We start from the raw sequence: 26,408 nt of genomic DNA on the forward strand, positions 1-26,408 counted from the left end.
GTTGAAGACACGGTGGTTTGCCATCGCGTCGGTGTTGCACCATATTCGCCTTCATCTCGCAACGAAGGCCGAGCGCCTGGAGACTACATGACTGCCTCACATACTGCCGCCCCGGAGGCGACGTCGGATACCCGCAAGTTCCTCGTCCTCCTTCTCGGGTGCATCGGCGTGGTCTATGGCGACATCGGCACCAGCCCGCTCTACGCATTCCGTGAAGCCTTGCGGCCCTTTGCCAGGAACGGCGCCGTGCATCATGACGAAGTCATCGGCATGATCTCGCTGATGGTGTGGACGCTCACCATCCTCGTTACCTTCAAATATGTGCTCTTCCTGCTGCGCGCCGATAACGATGGCGAAGGCGGCACGCTGTCGCTTCTGGCGCTGTTGTTCAAGAAGACCGGCAGCTACATGCCGGTCCTGTTTTTTGCCGGTCTCATCGGTTCGGCGCTGTTCATCGGCGACGCGATGATCACCCCGGCGCTGTCGGTCATGTCGGCGCTCGAAGGTCTGAAACTGGTCACGCCGGCTTTTTCCGACTATGTCCTGCCGATGTCGGCCGCCATCATGGTCGGCGTCTTCGCCATCCAGTCCAAGGGTACGGCTGCCGTTTCCAACTTTTTCGGCCCCATCACCGTGCTGTGGTTCATCGTCATGGCCTGGGGCGGCATCATCCATATCAGCGATGACTGGACGATCCTCGAAGCGCTCAATCCGATCAATGCCCTGTGGTTCATCACCCATGCCGGCACCGTCGGCTTCATCATTCTCGGTGCCGTGTTCCTGACGGTCACCGGTGCCGAAGCTCTTTACGCCGACCTTGGCCATTTCGGCCGCAAGCCGATCCAGACGGCCTGGTTCATCCTGGTTTTCCCGGCGCTGGCACTGAACTATCTCGGCCAGGGCGCACTGGTGCTGACCCATCCGGAAACGATCTCGAACCCGTTCTATCTGCTTTATCCGGAATGGGCGCTGCTGCCGGTCGTCATTCTCGCCACCATGGCAACCATCATCGCCAGCCAGGCGGTCATAACAGGCGCGTTTTCGCTCGCCCGTCAGGCTGTTCACCTCGGCTTCCTGCCGCGTCTCGCCATCAAGTTCACCTCGGAAACCAATACCGGGCAGATCTATGTGCCGGCCGTCAACGCCATCCTGTTCATCGGCGTCATCATTCTGATCTTCTCGTTCGGCGATTCCGAGTCGCTTGCCACCGCCTATGGCATCTCCGTCACCGGCGCGATGGTGGTGACGACGCTGATGTCCTTCCAGTTCCTGCGTTCGGTGCGTGGTTATTCGGCCTTCACGGCGGCGCTTTTCCTTCTGCCTCTGCTGATCATCGAAGCCGTCTTCCTCGCCGCCAACCTCCTGAAAATCCATGATGGCGGCTGGGTGCCGGTCGTGCTGGCGCTCGCCATCATGATGATCATGTGGACCTGGACCAAGGGCTCGAAATACCTGAAGGAAAAGACGGCGCGAAACGATATCCCGCTCGCAACCTTCATCAAGTCGGTGGAAAGCTCGATCGACCGCGAAAGCGATCATGCGCCTGTCACCGTTCCGGGCACCGCCGTCTTCCTCACCAGCGTGCCGGATCGCACGCCGGGCGTGCTGCTGCACAACATCAAGCACAATCACGTCCTGCACGACCAGAACGTCATCCTTACCGTCTGGACGCAGGACAAGCCCTATGTGCCGGATAGCGAACGTGTGGAAATGACGCGCCTGTCGAAACGGTTCATCCGGCTCGATATCACCTTCGGCTTCATGGATGAGCCCAATGTCACCAAGGCGCTGACGCTCTGCAAGAAAAAGGGTTTCAAGTTCGAGATCATGCAGACCTCGTTCTATCTCGGCCGCCGCAACCTCATCAGCACGCCGAACACCGGGCTGGCAGGCTGGCAGGAGCATCTTTATATCGGCCTTGCCGATTTCAGCATCGACCCATCCGCCTATTTCAAGCTGCCGCCCAACCGCGTCGTGGAACTGGGAGAACAGGTGGCGATCTGACGCCGCCTGGCCTTATCAAGGTACCGTTGGAACAAATCGGCCGGTCCGGCTGTTGCCTGCTCATCTGACGCTCGTTCACCCGGGAGCCCTTGATGAGCACTGCTCCGACCGCCCGCGATTCCGCCGCTTACCCTTATCAGGCGGTTTTTATCCCTTTTCCCTTCGTCTGCTTCACGCTGGCGCTGCTGACTGATCTTGCCTATTGGCAGACGGCCAATCTCATGTGGGTCAATTTTTCCGCGTGGCTGCTGTTTGCCGGTCTGGTCTTCGGCGCGGTTGGTCTCATCGCCGGCCTGCTGGATCTGGTGCGGCCACGAACCCGGCCGCTGCGCCCCGGCTTTATGGTCATCCTGCTTTATCTCGTCATTTTGGCGCTGGCGATCTTCAACAGCCTGCTGCATGCCGGCGATGGCTGGACGGCCATCGTACCTTATGGCCTCGTCACCTCGGCCGTCACCTTCGTGCTGATGCTGTTCACGGCGTCGCTGTCGTCCCGCAAATATGCCCGGCTGGCCTGGAGGATCTGACCCATGAACAAGCGTCTCGCTTATACCATCGCCCTGTCCGCCTCGCTCGGTCTTGCCCTTTCCGCCTGCAGTGACGGCAACGACAATTTCGATGTCTCCCAGCAGGTCGGCCCCGATCCGGTTCTCCCCGAACCGATCTCGGCGCTGCTGCCGGATCTGAAGGTCGCCGAAGTGGTGGGCTGGAAGGACAATGAAACCCCTGCTGTCCCCGAGGGCCTGAAGGTCACGGCCTATGCCAGGGATCTCGTCAATCCGCGCACGGTGCACACGCTGCCGAATGGCGATGTTCTGGCCGTTCAGTCGCGCGCGCCGGAAGGCAAGCCGCTGTCGCGACCGAAGGATTATATTCGCGGTTTCATCATGTCGATGGCAAGCGGTGGCGGAGCCTCGCCGCCGCCGAGCAATCTCATTACGCTTTTGCGCGATACCAACCGCGACGGCACGGTCGACGAGCGCCACGATCTGCTGAAAGACCTGCATTCGCCCTTCGGTCTCGCCTGGATCGACAACACGCTTTATGTCGCGGCCGCCGATGCCATCGTCGCTTATCCTTATGAACTGGGACAGACGGAAATTTCCGGTGAACCGCGCGTGCTGACGCCGCTGCCCGGCGGGCCGCTCAACCACCACTGGACCAAGGATCTGGCGCTCAGCCCGGATGGCCGCATGCTGTATGTCTCTGTCGGCTCCAATTCCAACGCCGCCGAAAACGGGCTCGAAGCGGAAAAGGGCCGTGCCGCCATCTGGCAGGTGGATCGCAAGACGGGTGCCGCCCGCGTCTTCGCCTCGGGCCTGCGCAATCCGAATGGTCTGACGTTTAATCCGCAGACCGGTGCGCTCTGGACCGTCGTCAACGAACGCGATGAACTCGGCCCGAACCTCGTGCCGGATTACATGACCTCGGTGAAGGAAAACGCCTTTTACGGCTGGCCTTGGAGCTATTACGGCAATCATGTCGATGCCCGCGTTTACCCGCCAAGGCCGGATATGGTCGAGCGCGCCATCAAACCGGATTACGCGCTGTCCAGCCATGTCGCCGCACTCGGCCTCGCCTTCACGCAAGGGGCGGCCATGCCGGATGCCTATGCGGCGGGCGCCTTTGTCGGCCAGCGCGGCAGCTGGAACCGCAATGCCTTCAATGGCTACAAGGTTGTTTATGTGCCGTTCGAAAACGGCATGCCCTCCGGCAAGGCACAGGATGTGGTGACCGGTTTCCTGCAGAATGAGCAGGCACGTGGCCGCCCGGTCGGCCTCGGCATCGATGGCACCGGCGCGCTGCTGGTGGCCGATGATGCCGGTAACACGGTCTGGCGGGTGGCTGCGGCTGACGGCAAGGTAACGCCGCAGCCGGTCGGCACCGACCAGATGTCTCCCGTCCAGCAGACGGCGGCACCGGCACAGGAAGGCCCGCCGCCGGCGTCGGGAACGACGCCGTCACAGACGGAAATTGCGCCGGCGACCCAGCCGTAAACGAGCGCAAATCCGGAAGTGGATAATTTTTATCCACATAAATGCAGCAATGGGCTATCGGGGGCGTGCGCAGGCATTCCCCCAACGCATGTTCGGTGTTATCTGCGAACCCTGCGGGTCTTCTTGACCGCAGAAACGCAGAGAAAATGCAGGACCTGAACATGACGCATGTCCGACGCCCATCCATGGATGAAACCGGTCGTTTTTCGAGCCCCACGCGCCGTCAATTGCTGGCCGGTCTTGCCACGGGCCTTGCCACGCCGGCGCTGCTCGGGACCGGTGCCCTGTCGATGACGGCATCAAGGGCGCGTGCTGCCGAAGAAGGCCTGCTGTTCAAACATAAATACGGCGAAACCCTTCTGGAAAAGCCCGCCACCCGCGTCGTGTCGCTCGGTTTTACCACGCAGGATTCGCTTTTGGCGCTCGGCACGCCGCCGGTCGGCATCCGTGAATGGTTCGGTGCACGTCCTTATGCCGTCTGGCCCTGGGCGGAAAGTTATCTCGGTGATGCCAAACCCACGGTCATTTCCGGCGAGGTGTCCATCGAGATCGTCGCATCGTTGCAGCCCGACCTGATCATCGGTGTCGGCTCCGGTATCTCCAAGGCCGAATATGATGTGTTGTCGCAGGTGGCGCCGGTGCTGATGCAGCCGGCCGATAATCCCTCCTACGGCACCCGCTGGGATGTGCAGACGGAAATGTTCGGCCGCGCGCTCGGCAAGGTCGAAAAGGCCAATGAACTGATCGCCAAAAACAGGGCGCTGTTTGCCGCCGTGCGTGAACGCCACCCGGACTGGGCCGGCAAGACCGGTGTCTGCGCCTACAATTTCAATGGCGAGACCGGTGCCTTCATCGGCTCCGATACCCGCGCCACCTTCATGGCCGAACTTGGTTTCAAACCCACTGACAAGCTGGCCGATCTGAAAACGGCCCAAGGCTTTTACGCACCACAGTCGCCGGAAGACCTGTCGGCGCTCGATGCCGATCTTCTGGTGTGGATTTCCTCCTTCGATACCGTGCCGGATATCGTCGCGCTCCCCATGCGCAAGACCTTGAAAGCGTATAAGGAAGGCCGCGAAGTCATGGCCGGATCCTTGATCGCCGGGGCACTTTCCTTCGGCAGCGTGCTCTCCTTGCCCTTTGCTCTGCAAGAACTGGAGGGCGATATCGCGCTTGCGCTCGATGGCGATCCGGCAACCAGGGTGCCGTCCAGCGTCAAGGCGGGGCTCGCTCCGTGAGGGCAATGGCAGTCGCAGCTCTGGCGCTCGTTTTTGCTGCCGTGCTGACCTTGACGGTCGGCGTACGGGAAGGCGGCTTTGCGCTGCTCTGGCAGGCGCTTACCGCTTTCGACCCCACCGATCCGGCCCATATCGCCATACATTCGATCCGCATGCCGCGCCTGATCGCCGGCCTGATCGCCGGCGCCGCACTCGGCATGGCCGGCACGATCATGCAGGCGATCACCCGCAATCCGCTCGCCGATCCCGGCATTCTGGGCATCAATGCCGGCGCTGCCTTCGCCGTCGTCATCGGTTCGCTGATTGCCGGCCGTGCCGATAACGGCCTGATGGCAGCGCTTGCCTTTCCCGGTGCCGCCGCTGCCGCCGTTGCGGTTTTCGCGCTCGGAGGTGGTTTGAAGGGGGATGCCGGGCCGGTGCGTCTGACGTTGGCCGGTGTCGCGCTCAGCGCCATGCTGCTCTCCTTCGTGTCCGCCATCATTCTCGCCCGCAACGAGGCGCTGGAAGTGTTTCGGTTCTGGGTCACCGGCTCGCTGGCGCAGGCCGGCATGCGGCCGTTGGGGTATATGGCCGTCGCCGCCGTATTCGGCTCCGCCCTTGCCATCGCCATCGCCCCGCGTATCGAAGCGCTGTCGCTCGGTTCGGCGCTGGCGCGTGGCCTCGGCACCAATCCCGGCCGTATCCAGTTCGGCGCGCTTGTGGCGGTCACGGCACTCACCGGCGCTGCCGTCGGTGTTGCCGGTCCGGTCGCTTTCCTCGGCCTGCTGGTGCCGCGTCTGGCTCGCCGTGTCGGCGGCCATGTCTTGCGCCGTGAACTCATCGCCTCCGCCATTCTGGGTGCGGCTATCCTGCTGTTTGCCGATACGATCGGTCGCCTTGTCACTCCGCCGGCGGAAATCCGCGTCGGCACCATGACGGCGCTGATCGGCGCGCCGATGTTTATCTGGATGGCGCGGCGTCTGCGCGCGGGAGCGGGCGCATGACCGTAAAAATGAACGCGAAGATGACGGCAGGCATTCGTGGTGGTCTCGTTCTGGCGGCAGCTCTGCTGCTCGCCATCGTGCTGTCGCTGATGATCGGCCAGATCAGGCTGTCGGTTTCGGACCTGTGGACCGGTCTCTTGACCGGCAAAGGGCCGGGTGCCTTGACCCTGCGCGTGTTGCGCGGTCCGGGTGTCGTCACCGCCATCGGCGCCGGTGCAGCACTCGGTGCTTCGGGTGCCATCTTCCAGATCCTGCTGCGCAATCCGCTGGCGGCACCCGATGTCATGGGCTTCACCTCCGGCGCCGGCCTTGCCGTCGTCTGCGGCGTGCTGGCCGGAACGACCCTGCCCATGCCGCTTCTCTCCGCCGCCGGTGGTCTGGCCGCCGCCTGCGCTGTCGCCATTCTGGCGATCAAGCGCGATGGCACACAGGTGCCGATCACCCTCATCCTTGTTGGTCTCGGCATCGGTTTCCTCACCACTGCCGGCAACAGTTTTATCGTCACCCGCCTGCCGCCCGAACAGGCGGCCGAAGCGCAGCGCTGGCTGACCGGCTCGCTCGCCGCGCGCGACTGGGGCCATGCCGCACAGGTTTTCGGCTGCGGCGCGGTGCTTGCCGTCATCCTCGCCATTCAGGTGCGCGCGCTTGGCCTTCTGGAACTGGGCGATGATCTTGCCAACGGGCTTGGCCTGAGAAGCAATCGTGCACGGCTGCAACTGGCCGGCACCGGTGTGCTGCTCGCCGCAACGGGCGTGGCCGTCGCCGGTCCCGTCCCCTTCATCGCGCTGATGGCCGGCCCGCTCGGTATGCGCGTCACCGGCGCCACCCAGCCGGGCGGCCGCATCATCTCGGCTGCCGTCACCGGCGCCATCATCACGGTTCTGGCAGATCTTGCGGCACGCTCCATCGTGCCCGGTCTGCAACTGCCCGCCGGCGTCATGACCGGCATTTTTGGAGCGCCTTATCTGCTGTGGCTTCTGTCGCGCGAAATGGACGCCGGAGACATTTGATGACATCTGCAAACAATGCGCTGAAAGCGGAAAACCTGACGATCGGTTACGGTGAGCGCACCGTCATCGACAATCTGTCGCTGGATTTTCCGGCTGGCCGCATGACCGCCATTCTCGGCCCCAATGGCTGCGGAAAATCCACGCTTCTGCGCGCGCTTGCCCGCCTGATCACGCCGGAAAAGGGCACCGTCACGCTCGGCAGCGACAATATCTTTTCCATGGATACGCGCGCCCTTGCCCGCCGCCTCGCCATCCTGCCACAGGCTTCCAAGGCGCCGGAAGGCATTACGGTTGCCGATCTCGTCCGCCGTGGCCGCACGCCGTGGCGTGGCCTGTTTTCAGCCTGGAGCGAGGCGGATGCGGCAGCCGTCGAACGGGCGCTGAAAGAGGTCGGGCTGACGGATATGTCGGAACGGCCGATCGACCAGCTGTCCGGCGGCCAGCGCCAGCGGGCATGGATCGCGCTGGTTCTGGCGCAGGATACGCCCTGCCTTCTGCTGGATGAGCCGACCACATGGCTCGATCTCACCCATCAGATCGAGGTCCTGTCGCTTGTTCGCGAGCGCAACCGCAATCAGGGCGTCACCGTCGTCACGGTTCTGCACGATCTTAATCTCGCAGCGCGTTTTTACGATAGGCTGGTCCTGCTCGGCCCTAACGGCATGGTGGCGGCCGGTTCGCCGCAGGATGTGCTGACGGAAGAAAACCTGATGACCGGTTTTGGCCTCTCGGCCATGGTCTTGCCCGATCCGATCACCGGCACGCCGATGGTGGTGCCGCGTTAAGCGGCATTCAGCTCCAGTAGGAAACAGCGGTAAAATCGCGCTTGCCGAAACCGCGCGCCAGAAGGCAGGTGCGGGCAGCCTTGGCGGCGTCGCAATGGCCGGCAAACCAGACGTGGCAGGTGGAGGGCGTTTCACAGCATTCCAGGGCCTCGACAAGGTTGTCCACCGGCACGACACGGTCGTCGCCGGCAAGCTCGCAGAGATTCTCCTTGGAAACCTGCAGATAGGCTTTCACCTTGCCCGGCGCTGCGGCCAGCATGCGGGAAATCGCCGGCATGGCGGTCTCGTCGCCGAACAGCAGCAGTTCGGCCGCCGCCGGGCATCCGCCGCCGCCGGGGCCCATCAGGCCGACGGTCTCGCCGATCGGATTGCTGTCCGCCCAGTCGGATGTCGGGCTGCCTTCGTGGCGAAAGATGTCGAATTCCAGCCAGCCGTCCCCGGTCGCCATCGTCGTGTAGACAGGCTTGTGCAGCGCGTCCTCGCCTTCCGGCCAGACCGTGCGGCCATTGGCGGCGGTGCGCGGCCAGATCGGTGCGCGGCCGCGCGGGCCGATGAGAATGCGAAAGTGCAGGCTGCCGCTGGCAAACCGTTCGGCGTCGTCACCTTCAAGGCGAACGCGCAGATAACCGGGCGAGCGGCGCGAAACCGAAGCCACCGTCATCAGCGAAAGGCCGGGCGCCAGCGCGCCGGCATCCACCTTGTCCCATGCGATCGAAAGGTTCTTGCCGTCCAGCAACTCGGTCACGCTGTCCTGCAGCGTGCGCAGCAGGCGTTCTTCCGGTGAGGTCAGCTTGACGGTGACGGTATCGCCGGCAGGATGAAAGCTGGCCTTGGAACTCCAGACGTTAAGGGAAAGGCTGGAACCATCCTGTTCCAGCTCGATATCCCAAAGCTTTGCCCGTTCCTTGAGCGCTTCCAGTGCCGCCGCGCCATTTTCGGCGATACGGCCTTCCGTCTGATGTGTCGCTGCCATGTCTCTAACCCGGACTGTCCGTTCCGGGCTTCATGCGCATTCCTGAGTATGAATGTCAAGAATGAGATCGATCACATCGAACACAAACCGGTCAGCGCAGCATTTTGGGCCCACCAAGAATCTTGTCGTCGATCTCGCCGATCGCATCCATGTCGCGGCCGACGTAATCGATAGACAGAAGAATATGGCGCAGCACGTTGATGCGTGCCCGGCGCTTGTCGTTGGAGAGCACCACGGTCCAGGGGCTCTCTTGCCTGTGGGTCTTGTCCAGCATGGCATCGCGCTTGGCGGTGTAATCGTCCCATTTCGGCAGGCCGGCAATATCCATCGGTGAAAGCTTCCATGTCTTCAGCGGATCATGGCGGCGATCGTGAAAACGCTTCAGCTGCATTTCATGGCCGATGTCGAGCCAGAACTTGAAGAAGTGGATGCCGTCATCAACGATCATCTGCTCGATATGCGGCACCGTCTTGATGAAATCGCGATACTGTTCGACCGTGCAGAAGCCCATGACCGGCTCCACCACCGCACGGTTATACCAGGAGCGGTCGAACAGGGTGATCTCGCCAGCACTTGGAAAATGCGTCACGTAACGCTGAAAATACCATTGGCCGGCTTCTTTCTCGGTCGGCTTGGCCAGTGCGATGACATGGGCGGAACGTGGGTTGAGATAGGAATGCAGGTTGAAGATCGTGCCGCCCTTGCCGGCCGCATCGCGCCCTTCGAACAACGCCATCATGCGTTTGCCGGTGGATTGCAGCGAATATTGCAGCTTGACCATCTCGACCTGCAGCGCATGCATCTGCTTTTCGTATTTTTCGCGGTTCAGCTTGTCCTCATAAGGAAAGCCGCCAGAGGACAGCGCCTTTTCCTCCACCCAGTCCGGCAGGTTGGGGTCGTCGATATTGAAGATGCGCTTCTTGCCCTTGATATCGAGTTCGACGGCGCGGTCCTGGGCAAAATCCATGTGTGGCATCCTCTCGGGGCTTCGGCTTTCTGCAGTTGAAAACAAAGCTAGTGCAGTGAGTGGCTTAATGCCAGTTTTTACAAAACACAGGCGCCTTCATCGTACTGTTGCAAAGCTGTGCAAAATCGCTTGGCTTCGGGCGATCAATGCATATCTGTCATGATCGCGCTATAAGACCACCGGTTATCGTTTAGACGGTGGCGATTGGGAGCGCGCGTAGGGGCGTGGTGGAAGCAGTGAGCAAAGACAGCAGGCAGGCAGAAGATAGACAGGCAGGCATGCAGATGGCTTCCAGGTTCAGGCGCGGTTGGCCGATTTTTGCGGTGGCGACGCTTCTGGCGATCATTGCCTGGTTTTCGCAGGTCGATGGGCTGATGGTCGCTGCCGGCTGGGTGTTGATCGTGCTGTCCGTCTTCGCCATCCGCTTCGGATCCGCAGCCGTTGCCAATGCGCCGGCGAAAGAGGCGGCTTCTGAAGAAGCGGACGAGCAACCGCTCGACGAGGTGGTCACCGCCTATCGCGCGCTGGATATCCCGATCCTCATTCTCTCCAGTGATGCGACGGTGCTGTACCACAATCCGGCGGCGGAAAAGGCGCTGGGCGAATTCGAGCTCGGTTCGCACCTGTCGGCGCGCCTGCGTTCGCCCGGCATTCTCGACATGGTGCGTGAAACGGTGGCGACCGGCGAGCCGAACCAGATGGAACATTCCGAACGCCTGCCGTCGGAACGGGTCTATATCCTGCGCATCGCACCCTTGTTGGAAGAGGGGGCTGCCGTCGGCACGTCGCGTTTTTATGTCCTGTCCTTCCGCGATATTTCCGAACTGCGCCGGCTCGACCGCATGCGCTCGGATTTCGTCGCCAATGCCAGCCACGAACTGCGCACCCCGCTCGCCTCGCTGCGCGGCTTCATCGAGACCATTCAGGGGCCGGCCAAGGGCGATGCGAAAGCACAGGAAAAATTCCTCGGCATCATGCTCGATCAGGCTACCCGCATGAGCCGCCTTGTCGATGACCTCTTGTCGCTGTCGCGGCTGGAGTTGAAATCCCATATCGCGCCGGACCAGCGCGTCGACCTTCTGCCGGTCGTCTGCCATGTGCGCGATGCGCTTTTGCCGCTGGCATCCGATCTCGGTGTCGATATCCGCATGCACATGCCGGAAGGCAAGGTAGAAGTGACCGGCGATCGTGACGAGCTGGTGCAGGTCGTCGAAAACCTGATCGAGAATGCCTGCAAATACGGTCAGGAAGGTGAGGTTGTCGATGTCTATCTCACCAAGGGAGAGGGGCAGCCGGTCGAATTCAGCGTCGTTGATCGCGGTCCGGGCATCCCGGCCGAGCATGTGCCGCGTCTGACCGAGCGCTTTTACCGTGTCAGCGTGGCCGACAGCCGCTCCAAAAAAGGCACCGGCCTGGGGCTCGCCATCGTCAAGCATATTCTCACGCGCCACCGTGCACGGCTGATCGTGAAGTCGGAAATCGGCAAGGGAACCACGTTTACCGTGCGTTTTTGACATAAAAACCCGATGTGAGATTCACACGGTAAAAATAATTCATACAAATCAAAGGGATGATCTGTCACAATTGTTTCATCGAAGTGACATAAAAGCTGAGGCCAAGGGCAGTTAAGACGTGCTGGCCGAAAGCCGGTAAGCGCGAAAAAAACCGGCTGCAAACGCTTTTACAAACCCATACCGGGAGAACATCGATGAACATGTTGAAACTTTCCGCAGCTGCCCTCGTGGCTTCTGTTGCCTTTGCTGGCGCAGCTGTTGCTCGCGACCAGGTTCAGGTTGCCGGCTCTTCCACCGTTCTGCCTTACGCGAAGATCGTTGCTGAAACTTTTGCTGAAACCTTTCCGGACTTCAAGGCTCCGGTCATCGAGTCCGGCGGTACGGGCGGTGGTCTGAAGACATTCTGCTCGGGCGTCGGTGAAGGCACGATCGACATTGCCAACGCTTCGCGCGCCATCAAGAAGGACGAACTGGAAGCCTGTAAGGCTGCCGGCGTTGCCGACGTTCAGGAAGTTCGCATCGGTTACGACGGCATCGTGTTCGCTGCCGACTCTTCGAACGGCGACATGAAGATCACCCCGAAGGACCTCTACACGGCTCTGGCTGCCCAGGTTGTCGTTGACGGCAAGCTCGTCGCCAACCCGCACAAGAACTGGTCGGATGTCAACGCAACCCTGCCGAAGGGCCCGATCGCTGCCTATATCCCGGGCTCCAAGCACGGCACCCGCGAAGTCTTCGAAGAGAAGATCATGGCTGAAGGCTGCAAGGAGGCCGGCGCCACCGACGTCATCAAGGCTTCGATCACCGATGCCAAGGCAGCAGCTGCTGCTTGCGTCGCAGTTCGCAAGGACGGCGCTGCAGTCGACATCGACGGCGACTACACCGAGACGCTTGCTCGTATTGCCGCCAACAAGACCGGCCTCGGCGTCTTCGGCCTGGCCTTCTATGAAAACAACATGGACAAGCTGAAGGTTGCGACCGTTTCGGACGTCGTTCCGTCGACCGAAACCATCTCCTCCGGCGAGTATCCGGTTTCCCGTCCGCTGTTCTTCTACGTCAAGAAGGCTCACCTGGGCGTTATCCCGGGCCTGAAGGAATACGTGGAATTCTTCCTGTCTGACGACATGGTCGGCCCGGACAGCCCGCTGGCTGAATACGGCCTGGTTGCCGCTCCGGACGCACAGCGCGAAGAAGCTCGCAAGGCCTTCGAATCCGGCAAGTCTCTCTAATGAACCACCCGGCGCCGCTTGAAAAAGCGGCGCCGATTTCTTCTTCTTTGGCCTTTCGGCTGCCCGATCAGGGGCGGTCTTGGAGCGGACCCGCAGTGATGACTGCGTTGTGTAACCGCGAATAAATCGGTTCCGATGGTTGGAATTGTGCGGTAAGCGTGCCGCCGATGGCGGTAGGCCGGGGGATTGTGATGAGCACACCATTGATTTTGTTGGTACTGGCGATCTTCGCGATCGTCTGTTACGTCGTCGGGACACGGCGCGCCTTGGCCATTGCCGGCGGATTGTCCTTCAGGCTGCATTCACGGCAGGGCTATTATGGCGCTTTTGTCGCCATCTGCGCCATCGTGCCGGCTGCGGCTGTTCTGGTGGTCTGGCTGGTTGCCAGCCCCCTTTATATCAATTCCACCATCCATGACGGTTTTCCCGCAGAGGTGAAGGCCCAGTCGGAAGCGCAGCAGGGCCTCAGCTTCGGCATGGTCAATTCGCTGGCGCGCGGCATGGATGTACTGACGCTCGAGGAAATCGATGCCGTCGGCGCCAACCCTGCCGAACTGCGCTCGGCGCTGGGCGCCAAGGGCGTGCCGCTGGCTGGCGATCCGGAACCTTGGATGGTTGCGTCCGCCGGTGATCTGAATGCCATGCAGAAGATCAGCAATCGCGTCATGACCGCGATCGTGCTGATGGTGGCGCTGGCCGGTGCCGGCCTCTCCTATGTTCGCATCGCACCGCGTTTCCGCGCCCGTAACCGCGTTGAAAAGGTCATCCTTTCCGCGCTGGTCCTCGCATCGTCGATCGCCATCGTCACCACGATCGGCATCGTCATGTCGATGCTGACGGAAGCCGGTCACTTCTTCGGCCGCGTCCCGGCCTGGGAATTCTTCTTCGGTACCGTCTGGGATCCGCGCTTTGCGGCTGCGGGTGCAGGCGCTGCTTCGGATGGTCAGTTCGGTCTCATCCCGCTTCTCGCCGGCACGCTCTATATCGGCTTCGTTGCCATGCTCGTCGCCGTTCCGGTCGGCCTGTTCTCCGCCATCTACATGTCGGAATACGCCTCGCCGCGCGTGCGCTCGATCGCCAAGCCGCTGCTGGAAGTTCTCGCCGGCATCCCGACCATCGTCTACGGCTTCTTCGCGCTCACTTCGGTCGGTCCGTTCCTGCGTGATATCTCGGCGCAGCTTCACGGCCTTGCCACCGGCGAATATGTCAACTTCATCCAGGCACAGAGCGTTCTGACCGCCGGTTTCGTCATGGGCATCATGCTGATCCCTTACGTCTCCTCGCTGTCGGACGATATCATCACCGCAGTCCCCCGCGCGCTGCGTGACGGTTCGCTCGGTCTGGGCGCCACCAAGTCGGAAACCATCAAGAAGGTCGTCATGCCGGCAGCTCTGCCGGGTGTTGTCGGCGCGCTTCTGATGACCGCCTCGCGCGCCATCGGCGAAACCATGATCGTGGTGCTTGCCGCCGGTGTTGCCGCCCGCATGCAGCTCAATCCGTTCGAGCCGATGACGACCGTGACCGTCAAGATCGTCAGCCAGCTGACGGGCGACCTTGAATTCACCTCGCCGCAGACGCTGGTTGCCTTCGCACTCGGCATCACGCTGTTTGCCATCACGCTTTGCCTCAACATCTACGCGCTCTTCATTGTGCGCAAATACCGGGAGCAGTACGAATGACCGACGTGGTTTCCTCCCCCGCCGGCGTGATCGACAAGCCCGCCCGCCGCGATATCGGCATTAAGCGCCGTTACCGTGCAGAGCGCCGTTTTCGCGCCTATGGCATTGCCGCGCTGTCCTTCGGCCTTCTGTTCCTTGCTCTGCTGCTGTGGTCGGTCGTTTCGAAGGGTTACACGGCCTTCCAGCAGACGATGATCACCGTTCCGGTCGAGTTTTCCGAGCAGATCATCGACAAGGATAACGAGCGTGCCACCGATCCGCAGAAGCTGATGACGGCGAACTACCCGATCGTCGCCCGCAATGCGGTGGCCAAGGCGCTTGGCGTTGCCGAAAACGACACCGCCGGCCTGCGCGCCGTCAACCAGATGATTTCGAACGGTGTTCGCGGTCAGTTGCGCGACATGGTCCTTGCCAATCCGCAGATCATCGGCACCACGCAGACGGTGTCCTTGCTCGCCGCCGGTGATATCGACAGCGCCTTCAAGGGCCAGATCGACCTCTCTGTCACCGAGCAGAACCGCAAGATTTCCGACCGGCAGGTCGGCTGGATGAACCAGCTGGTGGAAGCCGGCGCGCTCGGCAAACATTTCAACACCGGTATTTTCGTCAACGGCAATTCCAGCCGTCCGGAAGCAGCCGGCGTCGGTGTCGCGCTGATCGGTTCGTTCTACATGATGCTGATCGTGCTCGTGCTGTCGCTGCCGATCGGTGTTGCCGCCTCGATCTATCTCGAGGAGTTCGCTCCGAAGAACAGGCTCACCGACCTGATCGAGGTGAACATCAACAACCTCGCGGCCGTGCCGTCGATCGTTTACGGTCTGCTCGGTCTTGCCGTCTTCATCAACTTCATGGAACTGCCGCGTTCGGCCTCGCTGGTCGGCGGTCTGGTCCTGACGCTGATGACGCTGCCGACCATCATCATCGCCACCCGCGCGGCCCTGAAGGCGGTACCACCGTCGATCCGCGCGGCGGCCCTCGGCCTCGGCGCCTCGAAGATGCAGACCATCTTCCATCACGTTCTGCCGCTTGCCATGCCGGGCATTCTCACCGGCACCATCATCGGCCTGGCGCACGCGCTCGGCGAAACCGCGCCGCTTCTCCTGATCGGCATGGTCGCCTTCGTCGCCAACTATCCGACCACCCCCATGGATCCGTCCACGGCCCTGCCGGTGCAGATCTACATGTGGGCCAACGAGGCGGAACGCGCCTTCGTCGAAAGAACCTCGGGAGCGATCATCATCCTGCTCCTGTTCCTCATTGTCATGAATGTCGGTGCAATCCTGTTGCGCCGCCGCTTCGAACGGCGCTGGTAGAAGGAGCTCTGTTATGAACATGATGTCTGAAGCAGCAGTGGAAAAGGCGCTGGACAAGAAAATGAATGACATGACCTACAAGATGATCGGCAACGACGTATCCGTCTATTACGGCGAGAAGCGCGCCCTGTTCGACGTCAACCTCAACGTTCGCGAAAACACGGTCACTGCCCTTATCGGCCCGTCGGGCTGCGGCAAGTCGACCTTCCTGCGCACGTTGAACCGCATGAACGACACGATCGAGGGCTGCCGCGTCACCGGCAAGATCACCCTCGACGGCGATGATATCTACGACAAGGAAATCGACGTCGTGGAACTGCGCGCCCGCGTCGGCATGGTGTTCCAGAAGCCGAACCCGTTCCCGAAGTCGATCTACGAAAACATCGCCTACGGTCCGCGCATCCACGGTCTGGCCCGCAACAAGGCCGATCTCGACCAGATCGTCGAGGCCAGCCTGCAGCGCGCAGGTCTCTGGACGGAAGTCAAGGATCGCCTGCATGAAGGCGGCACCGGCCTTTCCGGTGGTCAGCAGCAGCGTCTGTGCATTGCACGCGCGGTTGCCGTTTCGCCGGAAGTCATCCTGATGGACGAACCCTGTTCGGCGCTTGACCCGATCGCAACCGCAAAGGTCGAGGAACTCATCCACGAACTGCGCGCCAACTACACGATCGTCATCGTCACGCACTCCATGCAGCAGGCGGCCCGCGTTTCGCAGCGCACGGCCATGTTCCACCTTGGCCAGCTGGTCGAGGAAAACGACACCGACAAGATGTTCACCAACCCTGATGACCAGCGCACGCAGGATTACATCATGGGCCGCTTCGGCTGATCCGGGTCTTTGACCCGATTTGCCAGAGTTTAAGACATCAAGGATTAGAAAAATGGCTTCGACCCATATTCTTTCGGCCTACGACGAAGAACTGAAATACCTGAACCGCCGCATTTCCGAGATGGGCGGTCTGGCAGAGCAGATGTGCGGCGATGCCGTACGTGCTCTGGTCAATTCCGACACCGCGCTTGCCCAAAAAATCATTTCGGATGACGTGATCCTCGACCACGCCGAGCGCGAAATCCAGGACAAGGCGATCGTCACCATCGCCAAGCGCCAGCCGATGGCAGCCGACCTTCGCGAAATCATCGGCACGTTGCGTATCGCCGCCGACCTCGAGCGCGTCGGCGATCTGGGCAAGAACACTGCCAAGCGCGTCATCGCCGTGCAGGGCACCGGCGTTCCGCGCAAGCTGGCCCGTGGCCTTGAGCATCTCTCCGAACTGGCTCTCGTGCAGCTCAAGGACGTTCTCGACGTGTTTGCCAGCCGTTCGGCCGAGAAGGCGGAAATCATCCGCGCTCGCGACGAGGAAATCGACGCGATGTACACGTCGCTGTTCCGCGAGCTTCTGACCTACATGATGGAAGATCCGCGCAACATCACCTCGTGCACGCATCTTCTGTTCTGCGCCAAGAACATCGAGCGTATCGGCGACCACGCCACCAACATCGCCGAGACCATCTATTACATCAAGACCGGCGCCCAGCTCGAAGGCGAACGTCCGAAGGACGATACGGCAAACACGGTTGGTGCGCCCGCCGAGTGACGGGTGAAACGGAGTAGACCAGAACATGCTACCCAAGATCGCGGTCGTTGAAGACGAAGAAGCACTGAGCGTGCTTCTTCGCTACAATCTCGAAGCCGAAGGATATGAAGTCGAAACCGTTCTGCGCGGTGACGAGGCCGAAATCCGACTTCAGGAACGCGTTCCTGACCTTCTCATCCTCGACTGGATGCTGCCGGGGGTTTCCGGCATCGAACTGTGCCGTCGCCTGCGCATGCGGCCGGAGACCGAGCGTCTGCCGATCATCATGTTGACGGCGCGTGGCGAGGAAAGCGAACGTGTTCGGGGTCTGGCGACCGGCGCCGACGATTACGTCGTCAAGCCGTTCTCCACGCCGGAACTGATGGCCCGCGTCAAGGCGATGTTGCGCCGTGCCAAGCCAGAAGTGTTGTCGAGCGTTCTTAAATGCGGCGATATCGAGCTGGATCGCGAGACTCATCGCGTTCACCGCAAGACCCGCGAAGTGCGCCTCGGCCCGACCGAATTCCGTCTTCTGGAATTCCTCATGGTGTCTCCGGGCCGCGTCTTTTCGCGCTCGCAGCTGCTGGATGGCGTCTGGGGTCACGATATCTATGTGGACGAGCGCACCGTCGACGTGCATGTCGGCCGCCTGCGCAAGGCGCTGAACTTTTCCAACATGCAGGATGTCATCCGCACCGTTCGCGGCGCTGGATATTCCATGGAAGCCTGATCGGTTTCATCGGATCGGAATGAGAATGGCCCGGATGCGTTTGCGTCCGGGCCATTTGTCATTCTGCAAGTGTTTACTCTGCTGGAGCCTGTGTCGTCTGGCTCCATTCCGGCAGCGGAAAGATCCTGTCATAGGCCATGTTGAAGAAAAACGCGTAGATCAGGTAGAAGGTGGCGAACGAGATATCCATCACCAGTGCCTGCCAGATCGTCACGCCGAGATACCAGGCGATGAAGGGCAGGAGCGCGATCAAAAGGCCAAGCTCAAACAGCACGGTATGGGCAATACGCAGCGGCATCGTCTTCAGCGTGGTGCCGCGAAATTTCTGCATCAGATGGTCGAAGCCGAGATTGTAGACGTAATTCCAGGCCGTCGCGAGTGTGGCTGAAACAATGCCGACGACGCCGACATGTTCGACCGGAAGATGGAACACGAAGGATGCGAGCGGCGTGAAAAGCGCAAGCCCGATGACTTCAAAGCTGATGGCATGGCGAATACGGTCGCGCACTGTGCGCATGGTCAACCCCTTGGGTTTTGGCCGGGCCGTCCCGGTGTTTATGCCCAATACGGGGGAGGTCGTCCTCGCGAGCCGTAATTAAGTGTTTGCCCATCTATTGGCAAGTGGCCTTGTCGCAAACCTGCCTTGCAGATGGGCAAATGCCGGATTTTCGGCCACAAAAAAAGCGGGTCGCAAAACCCGCTTTTCGATCTCGTCCTCGTGTGTGCCTGCCGGATCAAGAGGCGCGGGCAACCGCCTTGTTGCGGCGCTCGTTGACCGGCTGGTAGGCCATGCGGCCGTGGTATTTGCAGTAAGGCGAATTGTCCGGGGATTCAGCGCCGCAGAAGTGGAAATCGTCCTTCAGCGGGTCGCCCATCGGCCACTTGCAGGTGCGCTCTGTCAGTTCCGTCAGCGCCAGCTTGCGGTTGATCGGAACAACGATGTTGCCAGCCGGCTTGTAGACGGCGACTTCCTGCGCGTCGTCCATTTCCATCTCTTCGCGCACCATGGTGGCGCCGACCGGGCGCTGTACGGTACGGGTCTGCGGACGTGCCGCAAAATTGCTCTGCGGACGCGGCGCCGAAGACGCTACGCGCTTTGCCGCCGGGCGCGGTGTCGCGCTGGTGGCACCACCGGCCTTCGCTCGGCCAGGCAGGTTGAGGCGATGGACTTTGCCAATCACCGCGTTACGGCTTACGCCTCCAAGTTGCGCCGCGATCTGGCTGGCGCTCAGGCCTTCAGCCCATAATTTCGTCAGTCGCTCGACCCGCTCGTCAGTCCAGTTCATGCTATCTCTCCGCCGTGAGGTGCTGAACGTGGCTTGAATCGGTCACCGCTCCGGCGAAGGAATCCGCCAGAAAATACTACATCTATACTTTTGGTGACTAGTTCCGCCGCATGCAGCCTAGTAATTGACGATTAACCTAGTGTGGGGCTGACTCCGTGGCAAGAGTCGGGCGAATCACTGCGAATCGATTTCCGTGTTTTCCCCAACTTGCTGCCCTTGAGAGTCATATATGTCACAGCTTCCGGGCGAGTGACGGTCGCGCGCAATAGAGTTGTTTTCAAGGCATTGAAAGCAGTTTTGTTGACAGCACACAGGGAAATGCCGATAGTGCCCACGCCGCCTGTCCAGGCGGCATTTTTAATTTCGGCGACACGGGTCGCCATCTGGTTTCCACCAGTTTCAAGGAGTGAATGTCGCCATGGCTGAAGCCGCGCTTTTCGACACGTTTGCCCGGGCTCCGCTGCGCTTCGAGCGCGGCGAAGGCGTTTGGCTTGTGACGGAACGCGGCGAGCGATATCTCGATTTTGGCGCGGGCGTCGCGGTCACCTCCTGCGGTCATTCCAATCCGCACCTGGTCGAAGCGCTGAAGTCGCAGGCCGAAAAAGTCTGGCACCTGTCCAACCTTTACGAGATCCCCGAGCAGGAGCGCCTCGCCCGTCGGCTGACGGAGGCGACGTTTGCAGACAAGGTGTTCTTCACCAATTCGGGTGCGGAAGCGCTGGAATGCGCCATCAAGACGGCGCGCCGTTACCACTATTCCAAGGGCAATCCGGAAAAATTCCACATCATCACCTTCGAAGGTGCCTTCCACGGCCGCACGATCGCGACGATCGCTGCCGGTGGCCAGGAAAAGTACATGGAAGGTTTCGGCCCCAAGGCTCAGGGTTTCGATCAGGTGCCGTTCGGTGATCTCGAGGCGCTCAATGCTGCCATCAACGAAAACACCGGCGCCCTGCTGATCGAGCCGATCCAGGGCGAGGGCGGCGTACGGTCCGTTCCGAAGGAATTCATGCGCGAGCTGCGCCGCATCTGCGATGAAAAGGGCCTGCTGCTGATCCTCGACGAGGTTCAGACCGGCGTCGGCCGTACGGGTAAGTTTTTTGCGCACGAGTGGCTGGGCATCACCCCTGATATCATGGCGATCGCCAAGGGCATCGGCGGCGGTTTTCCGTTCGGCGCCTGCCTTGCAACGGCAGAGGCCGCCTCCGGCATGAAGCCCGGCATCCATGGTACGACCTATGGCGGCAATCCGCTGGCCATGGCCTGCGGTAATGCCGTGCTCGATATCGTTCTTGCTGACGGTTTCCTCGAAAACGTCCGTGATGTCGCGCTGGTCTTCCGCCAGGGGCTGGCGGCACTGAAGGATCGTTTCCCGGACGTGATCGAGGATATTCGCGGCGAGGGGCTGCTGCTCGGCATCAAGGCAAAAATCCCGGCCGGCGATCTCGTGACCGGCCTGCGCAACGAAAAGATGCTGGCCGTGCCGGCTGGCGACAATGTCGTGCGCCTGCTGCCGCCGCTGGTTGTCACCGCCGAAGAGGCCCGCGAAGGTCTGGCCCGTATCGAACGCGCGGCGGAAGCACTCACCGCTGAACAGTTGAAAAAAACCGCCTGAGGGGCAGGGAGGGGACGCCGTTTCGGGTTCCCTCGTGAAGGGAATATTTGAAATGGCATCTCCCAAGCATTTTCTGGATCTGTCCGAAGTCTCGAAGCAGGATCTGCGCACGATCCTTGATGACGCCAAGGTCCGGAAGGCCGCCACCAAGGCGGGCACCGCGGACAAGCCGCTGGCCGGCAAGATGCTGGCCATGATCTTTGAAAAGCCGTCCACCCGCACGCGCGTTTCCTTCGATGTCGGCATGCGCCAGCTTGGCGGCGAAACGCTGTTCCTGTCCGGCACGGAAATGCAGCTCGGCCGCGCCGAAACCATCGGTGACACCGCCAAGGTGCTGTCGCGTTATGTCGATGCGATCATGATCCGCACCACCGATCACAGGCGCCTGATCGAGCTTGCCGAACACGCCACCGTGCCGGTCATCAACGCTTTGACCGACGACACGCATCCCTGCCAGATCATGGCCGACCTGATGACGTTCGAGGAGCATCGCGGCTCCGTCGAAGGCAAGACCTTTGCCTGGACCGGTGACGGCAACAACGTGCTGCATTCCTTCGTCGAAGGTGCCGCCCGGTTCGGCTACACGATGAACATGGCCGTTCCGATGGGTTCCGAGCCGCACGACAAGTTCATGAACTGGGCGCGCAACAATGGCGGCGACGTCAAGCTCTACCATGATGCCGAACAGGCGGTGGCAGGCGTCGACATGGTGGTGACCGATACCTGGGTGTCGATGAACCAGGAGCACAAGGCGCGCGGCCACAACATCTTCCAGCCCTATCAGGTCAATGATGCGTTGATGAGCAAAGCCAAGGACGACGCGCTGTTCATGCACTGCCTGCCGGCCCATCGCGGCGAGGAAGTCACCGACGCCGTCATCGACGGCCCGCAGTCGGTCGTTTTCGACGAGGCGGAAAACCGCCTGCACGCGCAGAAGTCGATCCTTGCCTGGTGCTTTGGCGCCGTCTGAGGTCTGATCTTTGAGGATAAGGGCGCCGGCTTGAATTCGGCTGCGGCCCACACCACCTCTTGCACTTCCAATACGCCGGGCGGCATGGCTGCGCCGGCGTTTCAACATATATGAGCGTCGTCTTTTGCCCGGCCAGCGGTTCCGCTTGGCGGGGGCATATGTCAGATTGATGGGACAGACCGGCGCAGAAGGAGCGGAAAATGGCAGAAGCAACCGTTGAACTGAACGATCTCAGCCTTGCCGGTGATGATCGCGTCGTACCCTTTCAGGTCGAAGGTCTGGATGTGCGCGGCCGTGCGGTTCAGCTCGGGCCGATGTTGAACACCATCCTTGCCCGTCATGATTATCCGGCGCCGGTCGCACGCCTGCTGGCTGAATCGCTGGTGCTCACCGCGCTGCTCGGGACCTCGCTCAAATTCTCCGGCAAGTTCACGGTGCAGACCAAGGGTGATGGTCCGGTCGATCTGCTGGTTGCCGACTTCTCGACACCTGATGCCCTGCGCGCTTATGCCCGGTATGACGAGGACGCGCTTGCCGCTGCCGTCGAGGCCGGCAAGACGGCGCCGCAGGAATTGCTGGGCGAGGGCATTCTCGCCTTCACCATCGATCAGGGCATGGGCATGCAGCCCTATCAGGGCATCGTGCCGCTCGATGGCTCCACGCTGGAAGAGATTGCCGGTGTCTATTTCCGCCAGTCGGAACAGATCCCCACCAAGGTACGCCTCGGGGTCGCCGAACTGCTCGACCGCGATGATGACGGCAAGCCGCGCCACAACTGGCGGGCCGGCGGCATCGTCGCGCAGTTCCTGCCGCAGGCGCCCGAGCGCATGCGCCAGCCGGACCTGCATGGCGGTGATGGCGACGAGCGTGAGGAGGCCCATGCCGGTGACGATGCATGGTCGGAAGCCCGCATGCTCGTTGAGACGGTCGATACGGACGAGTTGACCGACCCGCAGGTCGGCATCGAACGGCTGCTCTACCGCCTTTTTCACGAGCGCGGTGTCAGGATCTATGAGCCGCAGCAGGTGTTCGACCGCTGCAGCTGCTCGCGCGACAAGATCAAGGGCGTGCTCTCTGGTTTCACGGCTGAGGAGATTGAGGCCAGCCAAGAAAACGGCCAGATCGCCGTCTCTTGCGAGTTCTGCTCGACCACCTATCGCTATGACGTGGCGGAATTCGCTGCGGCCTGATTGGTGGCAGGCGTACAAATGGAAAAGCCGGCATCGCAGCCGGCTTTTTTCATGACGATCAACGCGGCTCAGTTCAAAATCCGCAGCTGTCCCGGTGAATCCAGCGAAAACGCCGGGATGTCGACGATCATCGTCTCGCCGTCATCGGTTTCCATCTGGTAGTGACCGAACATCATGCCCGAAGGCGTGTCCAACGGGCAGCCGGAGGAATATTCGTAACTGTCGCCGGGTTTCAGGTGCGGCTGTTCTCCGACCACGCCAAGGCCTTCTACCTCGTCGACCAGTCCGTTCTCATCGGTAATGTGCCAGTAGCGCTGCACGAGCCGCACCGGCTTGGAAGAATGGTTTGAAATAACGATGCGATATCCCCAGACATAGCGGCTCTCGTCCGGATCGGATTGCTCCTCCAGATAATACGGCTCTACTTCGACTTCGATATCTTTCGTTCGCGCACTATACATGCCCGATACACCTCATACTGATACTATCGGTATCGTATAGAGTGTGGCTCACGTCAAGAAATCCCGGCCGCAAAGGGCTTTTGCGGCCGGGATTCCATATATTAGGGATAACTGCCATGGTAAATGGCAGCTATTTGCGTCAAATATGATATTTACGCGGAAATTTTCGCGAGAGCCTGCGCGAAATCCTCGATCAGGTCTTCCGGATCCTCGATGCCGGCGGAGAAGCGCACCGTGCCGGCCGAAATGCCGAGTTCGGTACGGGCTTCGTCGCTGAGGTTCTTGTGCGTCGTCGTCGCCGGATGGGTGATGATCGAGCGGGTATCGCCGAGATTGTTGGAAATCGTCACGACCTCCATGGCGTTCTGCAGCTTGAACGCCGCTTCCTTGCCGCCCTTGAGTTCGAACGCCACCAGCGTCGAGCCGCCGGTCATCTGCTTGGCGATGATGTCTGCCTGCGGATGGTCCTTGCGGCCCGGATAGATGACCTTGGCGACCTTGTCGCTTTCCGCCAGGAAATCGGCGATACGGCCGGCATTTTCCGTCTGCTGCTTCACACGGATCGGCAGGGTTTCGAGCCCCTTGATCAGCGTCCATGCGGTGAACGGCGACATGGCCGGGCCGGTGTGGCGGTAATAATCCTGCAGATGCTCGGTCACCCATTCCTTGTCGGAAAGGATGACGCCGGCAAGGCTGCGGCCCTGACCGTCGATATGTTTGGTGGCGGAATAAACGACCACATGCGCGCCGAGTTCCAGCGGCTTCTGGAAAAGCGGCGTGGCGAACACGTTGTCGACCACGACGCGCGCACCGATCTGATCGGCAAGGGCAGCCACGCCGGCAATGTCGATGACTTCGAGCGTCGGGTTGGTCGGGCTTTCAAGGAAGAAAACCTTGGTGTTCGGCTTGATCGCCTTTTCCCAGTTTTCGAGATGGCGTCCATCGACCAGCGTGCATTCGATGCCGTAACGCGGCGCCAGCGTCTCGACCACCCAGCGGCACGAACCGAACAGGGCGCGGGCGGCAACGATATGGTCGCCGGCCTTTAACTGGCACAGAAGCGCTGCCGTGATGGCGGCCATGCCGGAAGCCGTCGCGCGGGCTTCCTCTGCGCCTTCCAGTGCGCACATGCGCTTCTCGAACATGTCGTTGGTGGGGCTGCCGTAGCGGGCGTAGATATAACCCTCTTCCTCGCCCTTGAAGCGTGCTTCCGCGGCTTCTGAACTGTCGTAGGTAAAGCCCTGCGTCAGATAGATCGCTTCCGACATCTCGCCGTATTGCGAGCGCAGCGTTCCGCCATGCACGAGTGTCGTTGCAGGGCGCCAATTCTTGTTCGGAGTTTTGCTCATGTACTGACCACCTTCGTGATACAAAAAAACCGGCCGCAAAAGCAGACCGGTTTTCAACCCGGTCTTTTTAGCCACTTGTTTAACGTGGCTGCAAGCCGACCGGCCAAATCACCACGGGATAAATCTGGCTTACGCCTCACCCCTGCTTGCGTCAATGGTTTTGATTTGGTTTTGTCGCCCATCGATACAGGGACTTTTATGAGATGATCAGGACGACGGGAATTCTGGCCGACCGCGCCATTGCGGCGCTGTTCGATACGGGGCGTCTGGTCACCGAGCGTCCGCTCGATAGCGACCAGATCCAGCCGGCAAGCCTCGACCTGCGCCTCGGCACCAAAGCCTTTCGCGTGCGCGCGTCATTCATGCCGGGGCCGAACAGCCTTGTGTCCGACAAGCTCGATCGCCTGAAACTGCATGTCGTCGATCTCTCGCAAGGTGCCGTTCTGGAAACCGGCTGCGTTTATATCGTGCCGCTGATGGAGCGCCTCGATCTGCCGGCCGACATGTCGGCTTCAGCCAATCCGAAAAGCTCGACCGGCCGCCTCGATATCTTCACCCGTGTCATCACCGATTACGCGCAGGAATTCGACAAGATCCCGGCCGGTTATTCCGGTCCGCTCTATCTGGAAATTTCGCCGCGCACCTTTCCGATCGTGGTGCGTCAGGGTTCGCGCCTGTCGCAGATCCGTTTCCGCATCGGCAACGCGCTTCTGGGTGAACCGGAACTGCTGAAGCTGCACAATGACGAAACACTGGTCGCCTCGCAGCAGCCGAACGTATCGGGTGGCGGCATCGCGCTGTCGATCGATCTCGCCGGCGACGGACAAGGTCTGATCGGTTATCGCGGCAAACATCACACGGCGGTGGTCGATGTCGACAAGAAGGCCCAGCACGACATCTTCGATTTCTGGGAGCCGCTTTACAGCCGTGGTCGCAACGAACTGATCCTCGATCCGGACGAGTTCTACATCCTCGTTTCGCGCGAAGCCGTGCATGTGCCGCCGCTTTACGCCGCTGAAATGACGCCTTTCGATCCGCTGGTCGGCGAATTCCGCGTGCATTACGCCGGTTTCTTCGATCCCGGCTTCGGCCACGAGGCAGCCGGCGGCCGCGGCAGCCGCGCCGTTCTGGAAGTGCGCAGCCACGAAGTGCCGTTCATCCTCGAAGATGCCCAGATCGTTGGTCGCCTGGTCTATGAACACATGCTGGACGCGCCGGAAGGCTTGTACGGTTCGGGCCTCGGCTCGAACTATCAGGCGCAAGGGCTAAAGCTGTCGAAACATTTTCGTAGCTGAATGTCGCGGCAATGCCGCTTGACAGTCCGCCCCTTCTGTTGGAAATCTGCGGGCCTCAAGCGGGTGTAGCTCAATGGTAGAGCAGCAGCTTCCCAAGCTGAATACGAGGGTTCGATTCCCTTCACCCGCTCCAGCCGCTTTTTCAGTCGCTTAGGTGTTTAGTCCCACAGTGTGATGGCGTATTATTGTCGCGATCACAGAGGGACACTCTATGGGCCAATTTCTTCATGGCAGCGCCAAGACCAC

25 protein-coding genes, 1 tRNA gene and 1 riboswitch are annotated in these 26,408 nt (G+C 61.0%); of the genes, 19 read left to right on the plus strand and 7 right to left on the minus strand.

All coding sequences use genetic code 11. The features are described from left to right. Nucleotides 1-87: 87 nt before the first annotated feature. From J2T09_RS25065 to J2T09_RS25095, 7 genes are all read left to right on the plus strand, one after another. Nucleotides 88-2,004, plus strand: coding sequence for a potassium transporter Kup (locus J2T09_RS25065; protein WP_306839783.1), 1,917 nt, complete (start codon nucleotides 88-90; stop codon nucleotides 2,002-2,004). Nucleotides 2,005-2,096: 92 nt separating this feature from the next. Beyond that, complete coding sequence (locus J2T09_RS25070) at nucleotides 2,097-2,531, plus strand: DUF2231 domain-containing protein (RefSeq protein ID WP_306839786.1); 435 nt, start codon at nucleotides 2,097-2,099, stop codon at nucleotides 2,529-2,531. Nucleotides 2,532-2,534: 3 nt separating this feature from the next. Then, on the plus strand, nucleotides 2,535-4,001 hold the full coding sequence (locus tag J2T09_RS25075) for a PQQ-dependent sugar dehydrogenase (RefSeq protein WP_306839788.1): 1,467 nt from the start codon (nucleotides 2,535-2,537) through the stop codon (nucleotides 3,999-4,001). Between the two features lie 161 nt (nucleotides 4,002-4,162). Continuing rightward, nucleotides 4,163-5,239: an ABC transporter substrate-binding protein gene (locus J2T09_RS25080; protein ID WP_306839791.1), complete on the plus strand. Its 1,077-nt coding sequence runs from the start codon at nucleotides 4,163-4,165 to the stop codon at nucleotides 5,237-5,239. A gap of 5 nt (nucleotides 5,240-5,244) precedes the next feature. Continuing rightward, nucleotides 5,245-6,222: a FecCD family ABC transporter permease gene (locus J2T09_RS25085; protein WP_306839793.1), complete on the plus strand. Its 978-nt coding sequence runs from the start codon at nucleotides 5,245-5,247 to the stop codon at nucleotides 6,220-6,222. Continuing rightward, nucleotides 6,219-7,232, plus strand: coding sequence for a FecCD family ABC transporter permease (locus tag J2T09_RS25090; RefSeq protein WP_306839795.1), 1,014 nt, complete (start codon nucleotides 6,219-6,221; stop codon nucleotides 7,230-7,232). The genes J2T09_RS25085 and J2T09_RS25090 overlap by 4 nt, the downstream gene beginning before the upstream one ends. Further along, complete coding sequence (locus tag J2T09_RS25095) at nucleotides 7,232-8,017, plus strand: ABC transporter ATP-binding protein (protein WP_306839797.1); 786 nt, start codon at nucleotides 7,232-7,234, stop codon at nucleotides 8,015-8,017. Before J2T09_RS25090 ends, J2T09_RS25095 begins: the two co-directional genes overlap by 1 nt. Nucleotides 8,018-8,024: 7 nt before the next feature. Here J2T09_RS25095 and J2T09_RS25100 read toward each other — a convergent pair whose 3' ends face one another. Then, nucleotides 8,025-8,990: a siderophore-interacting protein gene (locus tag J2T09_RS25100; RefSeq protein WP_306839798.1), complete on the minus strand. Its 966-nt coding sequence runs from the start codon at nucleotides 8,988-8,990 to the stop codon at nucleotides 8,025-8,027. A gap of 91 nt (nucleotides 8,991-9,081) precedes the next feature. Further along, nucleotides 9,082-9,957 carry a polyphosphate kinase 2 gene (ppk2, locus tag J2T09_RS25105; protein ID WP_306839800.1) on the minus strand — a complete coding sequence of 292 codons (876 nt, stop codon included), beginning with the start codon at nucleotides 9,955-9,957 and terminating at the stop codon, nucleotides 9,082-9,084. A 284-nt stretch (nucleotides 9,958-10,241) separates the two neighbouring features. Between ppk2 and phoR the strand changes: the two genes are divergently transcribed. The 7 genes from phoR (at nucleotide 10,242) to phoB (ending at nucleotide 17,996) form a co-directional block, all read left to right on the plus strand. Then, the gene (gene phoR, locus J2T09_RS25110; protein WP_306839803.1) at nucleotides 10,242-11,471 is read left to right on the plus strand and encodes a phosphate regulon sensor histidine kinase PhoR; all 1,230 of its coding nucleotides are present in this window, start codon (nucleotides 10,242-10,244) and stop codon (nucleotides 11,469-11,471) included. Nucleotides 11,472-11,665: 194 nt separating this feature from the next. Next, the gene (locus J2T09_RS25115; protein ID WP_306839805.1) at nucleotides 11,666-12,700 is read left to right on the plus strand and encodes a substrate-binding domain-containing protein; all 1,035 of its coding nucleotides are present in this window, start codon (nucleotides 11,666-11,668) and stop codon (nucleotides 12,698-12,700) included. Between the two features lie 191 nt (nucleotides 12,701-12,891). Then, nucleotides 12,892-14,379 carry a phosphate ABC transporter permease subunit PstC gene (gene pstC, locus J2T09_RS25120; protein WP_306839807.1) on the plus strand — a complete coding sequence of 496 codons (1,488 nt, stop codon included), beginning with the start codon at nucleotides 12,892-12,894 and terminating at the stop codon, nucleotides 14,377-14,379. Then, nucleotides 14,376-15,692, plus strand: a complete 1,317-nt coding sequence (gene pstA / locus J2T09_RS25125; RefSeq protein ID WP_306839810.1) for a phosphate ABC transporter permease PstA — start codon at nucleotides 14,376-14,378, stop codon at nucleotides 15,690-15,692. Before pstC ends, pstA begins: the two co-directional genes overlap by 4 nt. A 13-nt stretch (nucleotides 15,693-15,705) precedes the next feature. Next, complete coding sequence (pstB, locus tag J2T09_RS25130) at nucleotides 15,706-16,521, plus strand: phosphate ABC transporter ATP-binding protein PstB (RefSeq protein ID WP_306839812.1); 816 nt, start codon at nucleotides 15,706-15,708, stop codon at nucleotides 16,519-16,521. A 52-nt stretch (nucleotides 16,522-16,573) separates the two neighbouring features. Next, nucleotides 16,574-17,287, plus strand: a complete 714-nt coding sequence (phoU, locus tag J2T09_RS25135; protein ID WP_306839814.1) for a phosphate signaling complex protein PhoU — start codon at nucleotides 16,574-16,576, stop codon at nucleotides 17,285-17,287. Between the two features lie 25 nt (nucleotides 17,288-17,312). After that, nucleotides 17,313-17,996 (plus strand): phosphate regulon transcriptional regulator PhoB, encoded by a 684-nt coding sequence (gene phoB, locus J2T09_RS25140; protein WP_306839816.1) that lies wholly within the window; start codon nucleotides 17,313-17,315, stop codon nucleotides 17,994-17,996. Nucleotides 17,997-18,069: 73 nt separating this feature from the next. Here phoB and J2T09_RS25145 read toward each other — a convergent pair whose 3' ends face one another. From J2T09_RS25145 to J2T09_RS25155, 3 genes are all read right to left on the minus strand, one after another. Further along, the gene (locus tag J2T09_RS25145) at nucleotides 18,070-18,513 is read right to left on the minus strand and encodes a PACE efflux transporter (protein WP_306839818.1); all 444 of its coding nucleotides are present in this window, start codon (nucleotides 18,511-18,513) and stop codon (nucleotides 18,070-18,072) included. 217 nt (nucleotides 18,514-18,730) lie between these two features. Continuing rightward, on the minus strand, nucleotides 18,731-19,282 hold the full coding sequence (locus J2T09_RS25150) for a GcrA family cell cycle regulator (protein WP_306839820.1): 552 nt from the start codon (nucleotides 19,280-19,282) through the stop codon (nucleotides 18,731-18,733). Nucleotides 19,283-19,413: 131 nt separating this feature from the next. After that, entirely contained in the window at nucleotides 19,414-19,665 is a 252-nt protein-coding gene (locus J2T09_RS25155; protein WP_306839822.1) for a hypothetical protein, read from the minus strand. Nucleotides 19,666-19,700: 35 nt separating this feature from the next. On the opposite strand from J2T09_RS25155, the gene J2T09_RS25160 reads away from it, so the two are divergent. The 3 genes from J2T09_RS25160 to J2T09_RS25170 all read left to right on the plus strand — a co-directional run bounded on the left by J2T09_RS25160 (nucleotide 19,701) and on the right by J2T09_RS25170 (nucleotide 23,057). Further along, a complete protein-coding gene (locus tag J2T09_RS25160) occupies nucleotides 19,701-20,897 on the plus strand; it encodes an aspartate aminotransferase family protein (RefSeq protein WP_306839824.1) in 1,197 nt (398 codons plus the stop codon). 52 nt (nucleotides 20,898-20,949) lie between these two features. Continuing rightward, on the plus strand, nucleotides 20,950-21,867 hold the full coding sequence (gene argF / locus J2T09_RS25165) for an ornithine carbamoyltransferase (RefSeq protein ID WP_306839825.1): 918 nt from the start codon (nucleotides 20,950-20,952) through the stop codon (nucleotides 21,865-21,867). Nucleotides 21,868-22,067: 200 nt separating this feature from the next. Then, entirely contained in the window at nucleotides 22,068-23,057 is a 990-nt protein-coding gene (locus J2T09_RS25170) for an Hsp33 family molecular chaperone (RefSeq protein ID WP_306839826.1), read from the plus strand. A 68-nt stretch (nucleotides 23,058-23,125) separates the two neighbouring features. On the opposite strand, the gene apaG is transcribed toward J2T09_RS25170, so the two are convergent. After that, entirely contained in the window at nucleotides 23,126-23,518 is a 393-nt protein-coding gene (gene apaG / locus J2T09_RS25175; RefSeq protein ID WP_306839827.1) for a Co2+/Mg2+ efflux protein ApaG, read from the minus strand. 152 nt (nucleotides 23,519-23,670) lie between these two features. Next, nucleotides 23,671-24,867, minus strand: coding sequence for an O-succinylhomoserine sulfhydrylase (locus tag J2T09_RS25180; RefSeq protein ID WP_306839828.1), 1,197 nt, complete (start codon nucleotides 24,865-24,867; stop codon nucleotides 23,671-23,673). 46 nt (nucleotides 24,868-24,913) lie between these two features. Then, a riboswitch (SAM riboswitch) is annotated at nucleotides 24,914-24,992 on the minus strand. Nucleotides 24,993-25,070: 78 nt separating this feature from the next. Between J2T09_RS25180 and J2T09_RS25185 the strand changes: the two genes are divergently transcribed. Beyond that, the gene (locus tag J2T09_RS25185) at nucleotides 25,071-26,162 is read left to right on the plus strand and encodes a 2'-deoxycytidine 5'-triphosphate deaminase (protein WP_306839829.1); all 1,092 of its coding nucleotides are present in this window, start codon (nucleotides 25,071-25,073) and stop codon (nucleotides 26,160-26,162) included. Between the two features lie 59 nt (nucleotides 26,163-26,221). Further along, nucleotides 26,222-26,295 (plus strand) — tRNA-Gly (locus tag J2T09_RS25190). Nucleotides 26,296-26,408 lie beyond the last annotated feature (113 nt).

It is taken from the genome of Neorhizobium huautlense (assembly GCF_030811685.1).
Lineage (GTDB): Bacteria > Pseudomonadota > Alphaproteobacteria > Rhizobiales > Rhizobiaceae > Neorhizobium > Neorhizobium huautlense_A.